This window comes from Citrobacter sp. RHB35-C21 (assembly GCF_013816515.1).
Lineage (GTDB): Bacteria > Pseudomonadota > Gammaproteobacteria > Enterobacterales > Enterobacteriaceae > Citrobacter > Citrobacter braakii.
On record NZ_CP057147.1, the window covers coordinates 1,529,640 to 1,542,917 of the forward strand.

The 13,278-nt window shown below is 56.2% G+C and carries 13 protein-coding genes; 12 read left to right on the forward strand and 1 reads right to left on the reverse strand.

The features are described 5' to 3' along the window. Positions 1–1,044: a DUF1176 domain-containing protein gene (locus tag HVZ39_RS07370; RefSeq protein WP_016153961.1), complete on the forward strand. Its 1,044-nt coding sequence runs from the start codon at positions 1–3 to the stop codon at positions 1,042–1,044. On the opposite strand, the gene tkt is transcribed toward HVZ39_RS07370, so the two are convergent. Beyond that, positions 1,034–3,028 (reverse strand): transketolase, encoded by a 1,995-nt coding sequence (gene tkt, locus HVZ39_RS07375; protein ID WP_181633415.1) that lies wholly within the window; start codon positions 3,026–3,028, stop codon positions 1,034–1,036. The genes HVZ39_RS07370 and tkt overlap by 11 nt on opposite strands. 280 nt (positions 3,029–3,308) lie before the next feature. Between tkt and maeB the strand changes: the two genes are divergently transcribed. The 11 genes from maeB to eutG all read left to right on the forward strand — a co-directional run bounded on the left by maeB (position 3,309) and on the right by eutG (position 13,260). Next, entirely contained in the window at positions 3,309–5,588 is a 2,280-nt protein-coding gene (gene maeB / locus HVZ39_RS07380; RefSeq protein ID WP_016153959.1) for an NADP-dependent oxaloacetate-decarboxylating malate dehydrogenase, read from the forward strand. A gap of 160 nt (positions 5,589–5,748) precedes the next feature. Next, complete coding sequence (gene eutS / locus HVZ39_RS07385; protein ID WP_003037995.1) at positions 5,749–6,084, forward strand: ethanolamine utilization microcompartment protein EutS; 336 nt, start codon at positions 5,749–5,751, stop codon at positions 6,082–6,084. Positions 6,085–6,096: 12 nt separating this feature from the next. Next, positions 6,097–6,576 (forward strand): ethanolamine utilization acetate kinase EutP, encoded by a 480-nt coding sequence (gene eutP, locus HVZ39_RS07390; protein WP_181633416.1) that lies wholly within the window; start codon positions 6,097–6,099, stop codon positions 6,574–6,576. Then, on the forward strand, positions 6,554–7,258 hold the full coding sequence (gene eutQ, locus HVZ39_RS07395) for an ethanolamine utilization acetate kinase EutQ (protein ID WP_137351741.1): 705 nt from the start codon (positions 6,554–6,556) through the stop codon (positions 7,256–7,258). The genes eutP and eutQ overlap by 23 nt, the downstream gene beginning before the upstream one ends. Before the next feature lie 9 nt (positions 7,259–7,267). Then, positions 7,268–8,071 (forward strand): ethanolamine utilization cob(I)yrinic acid a,c-diamide adenosyltransferase EutT, encoded by an 804-nt coding sequence (gene eutT / locus HVZ39_RS07400; protein ID WP_046275200.1) that lies wholly within the window; start codon positions 7,268–7,270, stop codon positions 8,069–8,071. After that, positions 8,068–9,084 (forward strand): phosphate acetyltransferase, encoded by a 1,017-nt coding sequence (pta, locus tag HVZ39_RS07405; protein WP_016153955.1) that lies wholly within the window; start codon positions 8,068–8,070, stop codon positions 9,082–9,084. Before eutT ends, pta begins: the two co-directional genes overlap by 4 nt. Before the next feature lie 36 nt (positions 9,085–9,120). Continuing rightward, entirely contained in the window at positions 9,121–9,414 is a 294-nt protein-coding gene (gene eutM / locus HVZ39_RS07410; RefSeq protein WP_003835054.1) for an ethanolamine utilization microcompartment protein EutM, read from the forward strand. A gap of 114 nt (positions 9,415–9,528) precedes the next feature. Beyond that, positions 9,529–9,816 (forward strand): ethanolamine utilization microcompartment protein EutN, encoded by a 288-nt coding sequence (gene eutN, locus HVZ39_RS07415; protein ID WP_016153954.1) that lies wholly within the window; start codon positions 9,529–9,531, stop codon positions 9,814–9,816. A gap of 11 nt (positions 9,817–9,827) precedes the next feature. Beyond that, positions 9,828–11,231, forward strand: a complete 1,404-nt coding sequence (locus HVZ39_RS07420) for an aldehyde dehydrogenase family protein (RefSeq protein WP_016153953.1) — start codon at positions 9,828–9,830, stop codon at positions 11,229–11,231. Between the two features lie 12 nt (positions 11,232–11,243). Next, positions 11,244–12,083, forward strand: coding sequence for an ethanolamine utilization protein EutJ (gene eutJ, locus HVZ39_RS07425; RefSeq protein WP_181633417.1), 840 nt, complete (start codon positions 11,244–11,246; stop codon positions 12,081–12,083). Continuing rightward, positions 12,073–13,260 carry an ethanolamine utilization ethanol dehydrogenase EutG gene (gene eutG / locus HVZ39_RS07430; protein ID WP_181633418.1) on the forward strand — a complete coding sequence of 396 codons (1,188 nt, stop codon included), beginning with the start codon at positions 12,073–12,075 and terminating at the stop codon, positions 13,258–13,260. The genes eutJ and eutG overlap by 11 nt, the downstream gene beginning before the upstream one ends. The last annotated feature ends 18 nt before the right edge of the window (positions 13,261–13,278 follow it).

A 13,278-nucleotide genomic window follows, 5' to 3' on the forward strand; every position in this document is an offset into this window, starting at 1 on the left:
ATGCGCTATCGCGTTATTTTACTTTTCCTGCTCGGGTTGTTACCCGTCCGTTTGCTGTGGGCCGCGCCCGCGCAACAGACGTTTTCTGACTGGCAGGTGACGTGCAATAACCAAAACTTTTGTGTGGCGCGCAATACCGGAGAACATCACGGCCTGGTCATGACCTTGAGCCGCAGTGCCGGGGCACATACCGACGCCGTGTTGCGTATTGAACTGGGTGGGCTGGAATCGCCTACAGCCAAAGAGAGCGATATTGCGCCACGTCTGCTACTGGATGGCGCGCCGCTCCCGCTTCGCGGCGAACACTGGCGTATTACCCCCTGGCAACTGATGACCGATGATCCGGCCACCATCAGCGCATTTTTAACAACCGTACAGGACGCGAAGGCGATAACCCTGCAAAAAGGGGCGCAAAACCTGTCCCTGGTCGGGCTAAAAGCCGCGCTGCTTTTTATCGACGCCCAGCAAAAACGGGTCGGCAGTGAAACCGCATGGATCGAAAAAGGCGACGAGCCTCCGCTCAGCGTGCCTCCCGCTCCCGCTTTAAAAGGCGTGGCTGTGATTAACCCAACGCCAACGCCTCTCACGCAACAAGAGCGCAGTGAATTGCTGGATTACGGTAACTGGCGGATCAACGGTATTCGCTGTTCGATCGATCCGCTGCGTCGCGAGATGCGCGTCACGGCCTTAACGGATGATAAAGCGCTGCTGATGATCGGCTGTGAAGCCGGGGCATATAACACCATCGATCTGGCGTGGGTGGTTTCACGTACTACCCCGTTGACGTCACGGGCGGTACGGCTAAGCCTGCCTTTTAAAACGGATGCGGAAAGCCGCGATATGGAGCTGACCAACGCCACGTTTGATGAGAAGTCGCGCGAGCTGGTAACCCTCGCTAAAGGACGAGGGTTGGCAGATTGCGGTATCCAGACCCGCTGGCGCTACGACGGCCAGCGTTTTCGTCTGGTGCGCTATGCCCAAGAGCCAAGCTGCGATAACTGGCATGGGCCAGATGCCTGGCCCACGCTGTGGATCACACGTTAAGCACCTTATGCGCTTTGTCGACAATGTTATCCACCGTAAAGCCGAAGAACGGGAACAGCTTGTCTGCCGGAGCCGACTCCCCATAACCCGTCATACCGACAATCGCCCCTTTCAGCCCAACATATTTGTACCAGTAGTCGGCAATTCCTGCTTCTACCGCCACGCGCGCGCTGACGTTTGAGGGGAGAACCGATTCCCTATACGCCTCATCCTGGGCGTCGAAGATATCGGTTGAGGGCAGAGAAACCACTCGCACGTTACGACCTTCACCGGTCAGTTTTTCCGCCGCCAGCAGCGTGATTTCCATTTCTGAACCGGTAGCAATCAGGATAACATCCGGCTTACCGCCGCCATCCTTCAGCACATAGCCGCCGCGGGCAATCTGCTGCACTTGCTCAGGCGTCCGCTCAACCTGCGCCAGATTTTGCCGCGAGAGGATCAGCGCCGTTGGCCCGTCATGGCGTTCGACCGCCAGCCTCCAGCCTACCGCCGCTTCAACCTGATCGCAGGGTCGCCAGGTGCTGAAATTAGGCGTCAGACGCAGGCTGGCGAGCTGTTCGACGGCCTGGTGCGTGGGACCATCTTCCCCAAGGCCAATCGAGTCGTGGGTATAAACCATGATTTGTCGGGCTTTCATCAGCGCCGCCATGCGTGCGGCATTACGGGCATATTCGACAAACATCAGGAATGTTGCGGTGTACGGTACGAAACCCCCGTGGTGAGCGATACCGTTGGCAATCGCGGTCATGCCAAATTCCCGCACGCCGTAGTGGATGTAGTTTCCTGCATGATCCTCTTTAAGAGAAGTGGAGCCTTTCCAGATGGTCAGATTGCTGGGCGCCAGATCCGCCGAACCGCCAAGCAGCTCAGGCAGTATCGGCCCGTAGGCGTTCAGGGTATTTTGCGAGGCCTTACGGGTGGCGATTTTGGCCGGGTTGGCCTGCAGCTCGGTGATATATTTCTGGGTCGTTTCTTCCCACTCTTCCGGCAGTCCACCGCTCATCCTGCGGGTAAACTCTGCCGCCAGATCCGGATGCGCATGTCGATAAGCGGCGAATTTCTCATTCCAGCTCTGTTGGGCTTTCTCGCCTTTTTCACGAGCGTCCCACGCCCGGTAAATCTCTTTGGGGATTTCAAAGGCAGGATGATGCCACCCCAACTTCTGTCGGGTCAGCGCCACTTCTTCTTCACCCAGCGCAGCGCCGTGCGCTTCTTCTTTCCCGGCTTTATTCGGTGAACCAAAACCAATCACCGTGCGGCAGATAATCAGCGACGGTTTATCGGTAACGGCCTGTGCTTCCTGAATCGCTTTTTTCACCGCCTCAGGGTCATGACCGTCAATCTCGTGCACCACATGCCAGTGATAGGCCTCAAAGCGTTTCGCGGTATCGTCGGTAAACCAGCCGTCGGTTTCGCCATCAATTGAGATGCCGTTGTGATCGTAAAAGCCGATGAGTTTACCAAGTCCCAGGGTGCCCGCCAGCGAGCACACTTCGTGAGAAATGCCCTCCATCAGACAGCCGTCGCCCATAAAGACCCAGGTATAGTGATTAACAATCTCGTGGTCTGGCTGGTTAAACTGCGCCGCCAGCGTGCGTTCTGCAATTGCCATTCCGACAGCGTTGGCTAAACCCTGACCCAACGGTCCGGTGGTGGTTTCCACGCCCGGCGTATAGCCAATTTCCGGGTGTCCTGGCGTCTTCGAATGGAGCTGGCGGAAGTTCTTTAACTCTTCGAGCGGCAGGTTGTAGCCGGAAAGATGCAGCAGGCTGTAAAGCAGCATTGAGGCGTGGCCATTGGATAAAATAAACCGGTCACGATCGTACCAGGTGGGATCGGACGGGTTATGGCGCAGGAAATCGTTCCACAGTACTTCGGCGATATCGGCCATCCCCATTGGTGCTCCAGGGTGGCCAGAGTTAGCTTTTTGGACGGCATCCATACTTAGCGCACGAATGGCATTGGCAAGCTCTTTACGGGTCATAGGAAATACTCCTTGAAAAGTAAAGTGTTAGATGCGTGTTGTGATTCACACTTTTGAGATAATTGCGGGCGTTGTCAGCAAAAAGCATAGCAGACAAGCATGGTATTGCTGGCTTAAGCAGGTAACATAGATGTTATAAATTGATAACAAATTCTTTCTTTGAATGGTGAGAGTATGGGGACCTTCAAAGTTTGTGCCGTTGACTGAGGTGATAATGTGCGGCTCAGTAGAATGGTTACCCGCGCCACTTTTTTGATAGATACGTGAAAGGAACAACAAGATGGATGACCAGTTAAAACAAAGCGCCCTCGATTTCCACGAATTTCCGGTACCCGGTAAAATCCAGGTTTCTCCGACCAAGCCTCTGGCAACCCAGCGCGACCTCGCGTTGGCCTACTCGCCGGGCGTGGCTGCACCGTGTCTTGAAATTGAAAAGGACCCGCTGGCAGCCTACAAATACACCGCACGCGGCAACCTGGTTGCGGTTATTTCCAACGGTACTGCGGTTCTGGGCCTGGGTAATATTGGCGCGCTGGCCGGTAAACCGGTGATGGAAGGTAAAGGCGTTCTGTTTAAGAAATTCGCCGGGATTGACGTGTTCGACATCGAAGTTGATGAACTCGATCCGGATAAATTTATCAACGTGGTAGCGGCGCTTGAACCAACGTTTGGCGGCATTAACCTCGAAGATATCAAAGCGCCGGAGTGCTTCTACATTGAGCAAAAACTCCGTGAGCGCATGAATATTCCGGTATTCCACGATGACCAGCACGGTACGGCAATCATCAGTACTGCCGCAATCCTTAACGGTCTGCGGGTGGTTGAGAAAAATATCTCTGATGTGCGCATGGTGGTGTCCGGTGCAGGTGCGGCGGCGATTGCCTGTATGAACCTGCTGGTGGCGCTGGGTATGCAGAAACACAACATTGTGGTCTGCGACTCCAAAGGGGTGATTTACAAAGATCGTGAACCAAACATGGCGGAAACCAAAGCGGCTTACGCAGTGGTGGATGACGGTAAGCGTACGCTGGATGATGTCATTGACGGCGCGGATATTTTCCTCGGTTGCTCTGGTCCGAAAGTGCTGACGCAGGAAATGGTTAAGAAGATGGCACGTGCGCCAATGATCCTGGCCCTCGCCAACCCGGAACCTGAAATCCTGCCGCCACTGGCGAAAGAGGTGCGTTCCGACGCCATCATTTGCACCGGCCGTTCCGACTACCCGAACCAGGTTAATAACGTCCTGTGCTTCCCGTTCATCTTCCGCGGCGCGCTGGACGTTGGCGCTACTGCCATCAACGAAGAGATGAAACTGGCCGCGGTACACGCCATTGCTGAGCTGGCGCACGCCGAGCAGAGCGAAGTGGTGGCCTCCGCCTATGGTGACCAGGACCTGAGCTTCGGGCCGGAATACATCATTCCGAAACCGTTCGACCCGCGTCTGATCGTCAAAATCGCCCCTGCGGTGGCGAAGGCGGCGATGGATTCCGGTGTGGCAACGCGTCCGATTGCCGACTTTGACGCTTACATCGATAAGCTGACCGAATTCGTCTACAAAACCAACCTGTTCATGAAGCCGATTTTCTCCCTGGCACGCAAAGCGCCGAAGCGCGTGGTGCTGACTGAAGGGGAAGAGGCGCGTGTACTGCATGCCACGCAGGAGCTGATCACTTTAGGTCTGGCGAAACCGATCCTGATCGGTCGTCCGAGCGTTATCGAAATGCGTATCCAGAAACTGGGTCTGCAGATCAAAGCGGGCGTCGATTTTGAGATCGTCAACAATGAGTCAGATCCGCGCTTTAAAGAGTACTGGAGCGAGTACTACCAGATTATGAAACGTCGTGGTATTACCCAGGAGCAGGCGCAGCGTGCGGTAATTGCCAACACCACGGTGATCGGCGCGATCATGGTGCAGCGCGGCGAAGCGGATGCAATGATCTGCGGTACGATTGGCGACTACCATGAGCACTTCAGCGTGGTGAAAGAGGTGTTTGGTCACCGCGATGGCGTGCATACTGCCGGGGCGATGAACGCCTTGCTGCTGCCAAGCGGTAACACCTTTATCGCCGATACCTACGTTAACGACGATCCTACGCCGGAACAACTGGCGGAAATCGCCGTGATGGCGGCAGAAACCGTGCGTCGCTTTGGTATCGAACCGAAGGTAGCGCTGCTGTCGCACTCCAACTTTGGCTCATCTAACTGTCCGTCGGCCAGCAAAATGCGCGAAGCGCTGGAGCTGATTAAGGCGCGTGCGCCAGAGTTGATGATTGATGGCGAAATGCACGGCGATGCCGCGCTGGTGGAAAGCATCCGTCATGACCGCATGCCGGACAGTCCGCTGAAAGGCTCAGCGAATATTCTGGTGATGCCGAATATGGAAGCTGCCCGTATTAGTTACAACTTACTACGCGTTTCCAGCTCTGAAGGCGTAACGGTCGGCCCGGTGCTGATGGGGGTTGCGAAACCGGTTCACGTATTAACGCCGATCGCTTCTGTTCGTCGTATCGTTAATATGGTGGCGCTGGCGGTCGTAGAAGCCCAAACTCAACCGCTGTAATTTCACTTTAATTTATTTCCGGCGCGGGTTTCTCCCGCGCCTTTTTATTTCCCCTTTCTTAGTGATCCACTTCACCTTTTAAACATGGTTGCCGAATTTTGTTATTTACTCTGACAAAAAATTGCCACGATGAGGGCAGTTTTAGCGGAGGCGGTGAGCAATGGAAAAAGAACGCATTATTCAGGAATTTGTGCCGGGGAAACAGGTTACGCTGGCGCATCTCATTGCGCACCCTGGTGAGGAACTGGCGAAAAAGATCGGCGTTCCCGAAGCGGGCGCCATCGGCATCATGACGCTGACGCCAGGCGAAACCGCGATGATTGCCGGTGACTTAGCTATGAAGGCGGCAGATGTACATATCGGCTTTCTCGATCGATTCAGCGGTGCGCTGGTCATCTACGGCTCGGTAGGCGCGGTAGAAGAAGCGTTATTACAGACGGTAAGCGGTCTGGGTCGGTTATTAAATTTCACTTTGTGCAACCTGACAAAAAGTTAATCAGAGGCGGCGATGAAACGTATTGCGTTTGTCGGTACGGTGGGGGCGGGGAAAACAACGCTCTTTAATGCGCTACAGGGAAATTATTCCCTCGCCAGAAAAACACAGGCCGTGGAGTTTAATGAAAATGGCGATATCGACACGCCAGGAGAATATTTTAGCCATCCGCGCTGGTATCACGCCTTAATTACCACGCTGCAGGATGTTGATACGTTGATTTATATACACGCGGCAAATGATAAAGAAAGTCGCTTACCTGCCGGGCTGTTGGATATCGGCGCCAGTAAACGACAAATCGCCGTTATCAGCAAAACGGACATGCCGGATGCCGACGTCGCCGCAACGCGACAACTACTTCGCGGGATAGGGTTCCATGAGCCGATTTTCGAACTCAACAGCCATGACCCGCGCAGCGTGCAGCACCTGGTGGATTATCTGACTGAGCTCAGCCAAAAGGAGGAAAGGGCAGGTGAAAAAACTCATCACAGCTAACGATATTCGTGCGGCCCACGCACGCGGCGAACAGGAAATGTCGGTTGTTCTGCGCGCCAGCATCATCACCCCGGAGGCGCGCGAAGTTGCGGAGCTGCTGGGCGTCACCATCAGTGAATGCGATGAATCCGCGCCAACCGTTGCTGCTGCCGCACCGGTTGCGGTGGATGATGGCAAAACGGAAAGCCAGCGCATTCGCGAAACCATCATTGCGCAGTTACCGGAAGGGCAGTTTACCGAAAGCCTGGTCGCCCAACTGATGGACAAAGTCATGAAGGAGAAACAGTCGCTGGAGCAGGGCGGAATGCAGCCGAGCTTTAACTCTGTGACCGGCAAAGGCGGCGTCAAAGTCATCGATGGCAGCAGCGTGAAGTTTGGTCGTTTTGACGGCGCACAGCCGCACTGCGTGGGTTTAACCGATCTGGTGACCGACCAGGACGGTAGCAGCATGGCCGCCGGGTTCATGCAGTGGGATAACGCTTTTTTCCCATGGACGCTGAACTACGACGAAATCGACATGATTCTGGAAGGCGAGCTGCACGTTCGCCACGAAGGCGAAACCATGATTGCTAAAGCCGGGGACGTGATGTTTATCCCGAAAGGCTCCAGCATCGAATTTGGTACGCCATCGACGGTGAAATTTCTGTATGTGGCCTGGCCTGCGAACTGGCAGTCCTGCTAAGGCGGATGTATGAAGGATTTCATTACCGAAGCATGGCTCAGAGCGAATCATACTCTCAGCGAAGGGGCTGAAATTCATCTCCCCGCTGACGCTCGCCTGACGCCATCTGCCCGGGAATTACTGGAAAGCCGACATCTGCGTATTAAGTATATCGACGAGCAGGGCAGCCTGTTTATTGATGACGAAGAACAGCAGCCGCAGCCGGTGCATGGTTTAACCAGCAGCGATACGCATCCACAGGCCAGTTGCGAACTGTGTCATCAACCGGTGGTGAAGAAAGCAGACACGCTGACGCATCTGACAGCGGACAAGATGGTCGCTAAAAGTGACCCGCGCCTGGGATTTCGCGCCGCGCTGGACAGCACCATCGCCCTGGCCGTGTGGTTGCAGATAGAGCTGGCGGAACCGTGGCAGCCGTGGCTGGCGGATATCCGTTCGCGTCTGGGCAACATTATGCGCGCCGACGCTATCGACGAGCCGCTGGCAGCACAAGCTATCGTCGGGTTAAGCGACGAAGATTTACACCGGCTTTCGCATCAGCCGCTGCGCTATCTGGACCACGACCATCTGGTGCCTGAAGCCAGTCATGGCCGTGATTGCGCGTTGCTTAATCTGCTGCGTACCAAAGTCCGTGAAACGGAGACGGTGGCGGCCCAGGTATTCATCACCCGTAGTTTTGACGTAATGCGACCGGACATCATGCAGGCGCTCAATCGCCTTTCCAGTACGGTCTACGTGATGATGATTCTGAGCGTAGCGAAGCATCCACTGACGGTTAGCCAAATTCAACAGCGACTGGGGGAGAAGCAATGATCATTGAACGTGCTCGTCAACTCGCCCAGCGCTCACCTGCACGGGTGGTGTTCCCGGATGCGCTGGATGTTCGGGTGTTGAAAGCGGCAAATTACCTGCATCAGCACGGTCTGGCACATCCTGTTCTCGTCGCCAGTCCGTTTGCGCTGCGCCAGTTTGCCCTCAGCCATCGGGTGGCGATGGATGGCATTCAGGTTATCGACCCGCAAAGCAACCAGTCCATGCGTGAAGAGTTTGCGCTGCGCTGGCTGGCCCGCGCGGGAGATAAAACGCCTGCAGATGCGCTGGAAAAACTCAACGATCCGCTGATGTTCGCCGCCGCCATGGTTAGCGCGGGTAAAGCTGACGTCTGTATTGCGGGCAATTTGTCGTCGACAGCAAACGTGCTGCGCGCTGGGTTACGCATTATTGGGCTACAGCCAGGCTGTAAAACGCTGTCGTCAATTTTCCTGATGCTGCCGCAGTACCTCGGGCCGGCATTAGGGTTTGCCGATTGCAGCGTCGTGCCGCAGCCCACAGCCGCACAGCTGGCGGATATTGCGATTGCCAGCGCGCAGACATGGCAGGCGATCACCGGTGAAGAACCGCGCGTGGCCATGCTGTCGTTTTCAAGTCAAGGCAGCGCTCGTCATCCCAACGTCGCTAACGTGCAGCAGGCTACGGAGATCGTTCGTGAGCGTGCCCCGCAGCTTACCGTGGATGGGGAACTGCAATTTGATGCCGCCTTTGTTCCGGATGTCGCCGCGCAAAAAGCGCCCGCCAGTCCGTTAAAGGGCAATGCCAATGTGATGGTCTTCCCATCGCTGGAGGCAGGCAATATTGGCTACAAAATCGCCCAGCGTCTGGGAGGGTATCGTGCCGTAGGTCCGTTGATCCAAGGGCTTGCCGCACCGCTTCATGACCTCTCTCGCGGCTGTAGCGTACAGGAAATTATCGAACTGGCGTTGGTGGCAGCAGTGCCGCGTCAGACTGACATGAGTCGTGAAAACGCCTCACACACACTGGTTGTTTAGGTCCCGTTCTGGACCCCTTAATGAGAGGAAAACACAATGGAAGCATTAGGAATGATTGAAACCCGGGGCCTGGTTGCACTGATTGAGGCTTCTGACGCAATGGTTAAAGCGGCACGCGTGAAACTGGTCGGCGTGAAGCAGATCGGCGGCGGTCTGGTTACTGCAATGGTCCGTGGCGACGTAGCGGCATGTAAAGCCGCAACGGATGCTGGTGCTGCTGCTGCGCAGCGTATTGGTGAGCTGGTTTCCGTACACGTAATCCCGCGTCCGCATGGCGATCTGGAAGAAGTGTTCCCGATCAGCTTTAAAGGCGACAGCAACGACATGTAAGTCGTCCATGTGACGCCACAGACTTCATTGCTGGCGTCACCCTCTCTCCTTTTCACATTACCTTCTGCGGAGGGTAGGGGGAGGTTTTACCTGAAATATGCCACGGAGGCGCGTATGAAACTGGCAATCGTCACAGGACAAATTGTTTGTACCGTACGCCATCAGGGGCTCGCGCACGACAAGTTGCTGATGGTGGAAATGATTGATGCCTGCGGAAATCCCGACGGGCAATGTGCTGTTGCTATCGACAGCATTGGGGCGGGAACCGGAGAGTGGGTGCTGCTGGTCAGCGGAAGCTCAGCCCGTCAGGCGCACCGTAACGAATCATCACCTGTCGATCTGTGCGTGATTGGCATTGTTGATGAAGTGGTGGCAGGTGGTCAGGTGATCTTCCATAAATAAGGCAGAAAATCATGAATCAACAGGATATTGAACAGGTCGTGAAAGCGGTGCTGCTGAAAATGAAAGACAGCAGCCAACCCGTCAGTGCCGTTCAAGAAATGGGCGTTTTTGCCTCCCTGGATGACGCAGTGGCGGCAGCAAAACTGGCCCAGCAAGGGCTGAAAAGCGTTGCCATGCGCCAACTGGCTATCACGGCTCTACGTGAGGCGGGCGAAAAACATGCCCGAGAATTAGCGGAACTTGCCGTCACAGAAACCGGCATGGGACGCGTTGAAGATAAATTTGCCAAAAATGTGGCGCAGGCACGCGCCACGCCGGGCGTGGAATGCCTGTCTCCACAGGTTCTGACCGGTGATAACGGCCTGACGCTGATTGAAAACGCGCCGTGGGGCGTGGTGGCCTCGGTGACACCGTCCACCAACCCGGCTGCGACCGTTATTAACAACGCCATCAGCCTGATTGCGGCTGGCAACAGCGTGGTCTTCGCACCGCATCCGGCTGCCAAGGGCGTGTCTCAGCGCGCTATCACTCTGCTTAACCAGGCGGTAGTTGCTGCAGGCGGACCGGCAAACCTGCTGGTTACCGTGGCCAATCCGGATATCGAAACCGCCCAGCGTCTGTTTAAGTACCCAGGCATCGGCCTGCTGGTGGTGACCGGCGGTGAAGCCGTAGTGGATGCCGCGCGTAAGCACACCAACAAACGTCTGATTGCCGCCGGTGCGGGAAATCCGCCGGTGGTGGTTGATGAAACGGCTGATCTGGCACGCGCAGCCCAGTCGATCGTCAAAGGCGCTTCGTTTGACAACAACATTATCTGCGCCGACGAAAAAGTGCTGATCGTGGTCGATAGCGTCGCTGATGAGCTGATGCGTCTGATGGAAAGCCAGCATGCAGTCAAGCTGACCACGGCTCAGGCCGAACAGCTGCAACCGGTGCTGCTGAAAAATGTCGATGAACGCGGTAAAGGCACGGTCAGTCGTGACTGGGTAGGTCGCGACGCAGGAAAAATCGCTGCGGCGATTGGTCTGAACGTACCGGAGCAAACCCGGCTGTTGTTCGTCGAAACCTCTGCGACTCACCCGTTTGCCGTAACCGAACTGATGATGCCGGTTCTGCCGGTCGTGCGGGTCGCCAACGTCGATGAGGCCATTGAACTGGCGGTCAAGCTTGAAGGCGGCTGTCACCATACGGCGGCGATGCACTCACGCAATATCGACAACATGAACCGCATGGCAAACGCCATTGATACCAGCATTTTCGTTAAGAACGGACCGTGCATTGCCGGTCTTGGACTCGGCGGCGAAGGCTGGACCACGATGACCATTACCACGCCAACCGGGGAAGGGGTGACCAGCGCACGCACATTTGTGCGTCTGCGTCGCTGTGTGTTGGTGGACGCCTTCAGAATTGTATAAGGAGTGAACGACATGGCGCACGACGAACAATGTTGGCTGACACCCAGATTGCTAAAAGCGGCAACGCTATGTAACCAGACGCCCGTAAAGAGCGATTCACCGCTGTGGCTGGGCGTGGATTTGGGGACGTGTGATGTGGTGTCGATGGTTGTCGACAGTGACGGACAGCCGGTTGCGGTTTGCCTGGACTGGGCCGACGTCGTGCGCGATGGCATCGTCTGGGATTTCTTCGGTGCGGTGACCATCGTTCGTCGCCATCTCGATACGCTCGAACAACAGTTGGGTTGCCGCTTTACCCACGCGGCAACCTCGTTTCCACCGGGAACTGACCCACGGATATCGATCAACGTGCTGGAATCTGCCGGGCTTGAAGTCAGTCATGTGCTCGACGAACCGACCGCGGTGGCGGACCTGTTGCAGCTTGATAACGCTGGCGTGGTGGATATCGGTGGCGGTACCACCGGGATTGCGATTGTGAAGCGAGGCAAGGTGACTTACTCCGCCGATGAAGCGACCGGCGGGCACCACATTTCTCTGACGCTTGCCGGGAACCGTCGCATCCAGTTGGAAGAGGCGGAGCAGTACAAACGCAGCAACGGTAAAGAAATTTGGCCGGTGGTTAAGCCGGTCTACGAAAAAATGGCGGAAATTGTGGCTCACCATATTGCCGGACAGGGCGTGGCTGATTTATGGCTGGCCGGTGGTTCCTGTATGCAGCCGGGCGTTGATGAACTGTTTCGTAAGCGTTTCCCGGAACTGCAGGTGCATTTACCCCAGCACAGCCTGTTTATGACCCCGCTGGCGATTGCAAATAGCGGAAAAGAAAAAGCGGAAGGAATCTATGCAAGCTGAATTGCAGACCGCGCTCTTTCAGGCATTCGATACCCTGAATCTGCAACGCGTAAAAACGTTTAGCGTTCCACCGGTTACGTTGTGTGGACTGGGAGCGCTCAGTACCTGCGGACAGGAAGCACAAACGCGCGGCCTGACGCATATGTTCGTCATGGTCGACAGTTTCCTGCACCAGGCGGGGATGACCGCCGCACTGGAACGCAGCCTGGCGATGAAAGGCGTGGCGATGACGCTGTGGCCATGTCCGGTGGGCGAACCGTGCATTACGGACGTCTGCGCGGCGGTCGCGCAACTGCGTGAATCGAAGTGCGATGGCGTAGTGGCCTTTGGTGGTGGTTCCGTATTGGATGCCGCAAAGGCTGTGGCGTTGCTGGTGACCAATCCCACCCAGACGCTGGCAGACATGGATGAGAGCAGCGCGTTACGCCCGCGTCTGCCGCTGATTGCCGTACCGACTACCGCCGGAACGGGTTCAGAAACCACTAATGTCACGGTGATTATCGACGCTGCGACCGGGCTTAAAAAAGTGCTGGCCCACGCAACCCTGATGCCGGATGTGGCGATTCTTGACGCCGCGCTGACGGAAGGTGTGCCCGCACACGTAACGGCGATGACCGGGATCGATGCGCTGACGCACGCCGTTGAAGCGTATAGCGCTCTGAACGCGACGCCGTTTACCGACAGTCTGGCGATTGGCGCGATTGCGATGATAGGTAAATCGCTGCCGAAGGCCGTTGGCTATGGTCAGGATCTGGCGGCGCGAGAAAGCATGCTACTGGCTTCCTGTATGGCCGGGATGGCGTTTTCCAGCGCCGGGCTGGGCCTGTGTCACGCGATGGCGCACCAGCCGGGTGCGACGCTGCACATCCCACATGGACAGGCTAACGCCATGCTGCTGCCCACAGTAATGGGTTTCAACCGCATGGTGTGTCGTGAGCGTTTCAGCCATATCGGACGGGCGCTAACCAACAAGAAGTCGGACGATCGCGATGCCATCAACGCCGTCAGCGAGCTGATTAACGAAGTGGGCCAGACCAAACGACTCTCTGACGTTGGGGCAAAGCCCGAGCATTACAGCGCATGGGCTCACGCCGCGCTGGAGGATATTTGTATTCGCAGTAACCCACGCACCGCCACGCAGGCCGACATTATCGCGTTGTATGCGGCGGCACAATAAATACACATATGACAGGGA

Excerpts from the sequence above, each read along its gene's own strand:
- HVZ39_RS07370 (WP_016153961.1), top strand. The coding sequence starts at position 1 with ATGCGCTATCGCGTTATTTTACTTTTCCTGCTCGGGTTGTTACCCGTC.
- tkt (WP_181633415.1), bottom strand. The coding sequence starts at position 3,028 with ATGACCCGTAAAGAGCTTGCCAATGCCATTCGTGCGCTAAGTATGGAT.
- maeB (WP_016153959.1), top strand. The coding sequence starts at position 3,309 with ATGGATGACCAGTTAAAACAAAGCGCCCTCGATTTCCACGAATTTCCG.
- eutS (WP_003037995.1), top strand. The coding sequence starts at position 5,749 with ATGGAAAAAGAACGCATTATTCAGGAATTTGTGCCGGGGAAACAGGTT.
- eutP (WP_181633416.1), top strand. The coding sequence starts at position 6,097 with ATGAAACGTATTGCGTTTGTCGGTACGGTGGGGGCGGGGAAAACAACG.
- eutT (WP_046275200.1), top strand. The coding sequence starts at position 7,268 with ATGAAGGATTTCATTACCGAAGCATGGCTCAGAGCGAATCATACTCTC.
- pta (WP_016153955.1), top strand. The coding sequence starts at position 8,068 with ATGATCATTGAACGTGCTCGTCAACTCGCCCAGCGCTCACCTGCACGG.
- eutM (WP_003835054.1), top strand. The coding sequence starts at position 9,121 with ATGGAAGCATTAGGAATGATTGAAACCCGGGGCCTGGTTGCACTGATT.
- eutN (WP_016153954.1), top strand. The coding sequence starts at position 9,529 with ATGAAACTGGCAATCGTCACAGGACAAATTGTTTGTACCGTACGCCAT.
- HVZ39_RS07420 (WP_016153953.1), top strand. The coding sequence starts at position 9,828 with ATGAATCAACAGGATATTGAACAGGTCGTGAAAGCGGTGCTGCTGAAA.
- eutJ (WP_181633417.1), top strand. The coding sequence starts at position 11,244 with ATGGCGCACGACGAACAATGTTGGCTGACACCCAGATTGCTAAAAGCG.
- eutG (WP_181633418.1), top strand. The coding sequence starts at position 12,073 with ATGCAAGCTGAATTGCAGACCGCGCTCTTTCAGGCATTCGATACCCTG.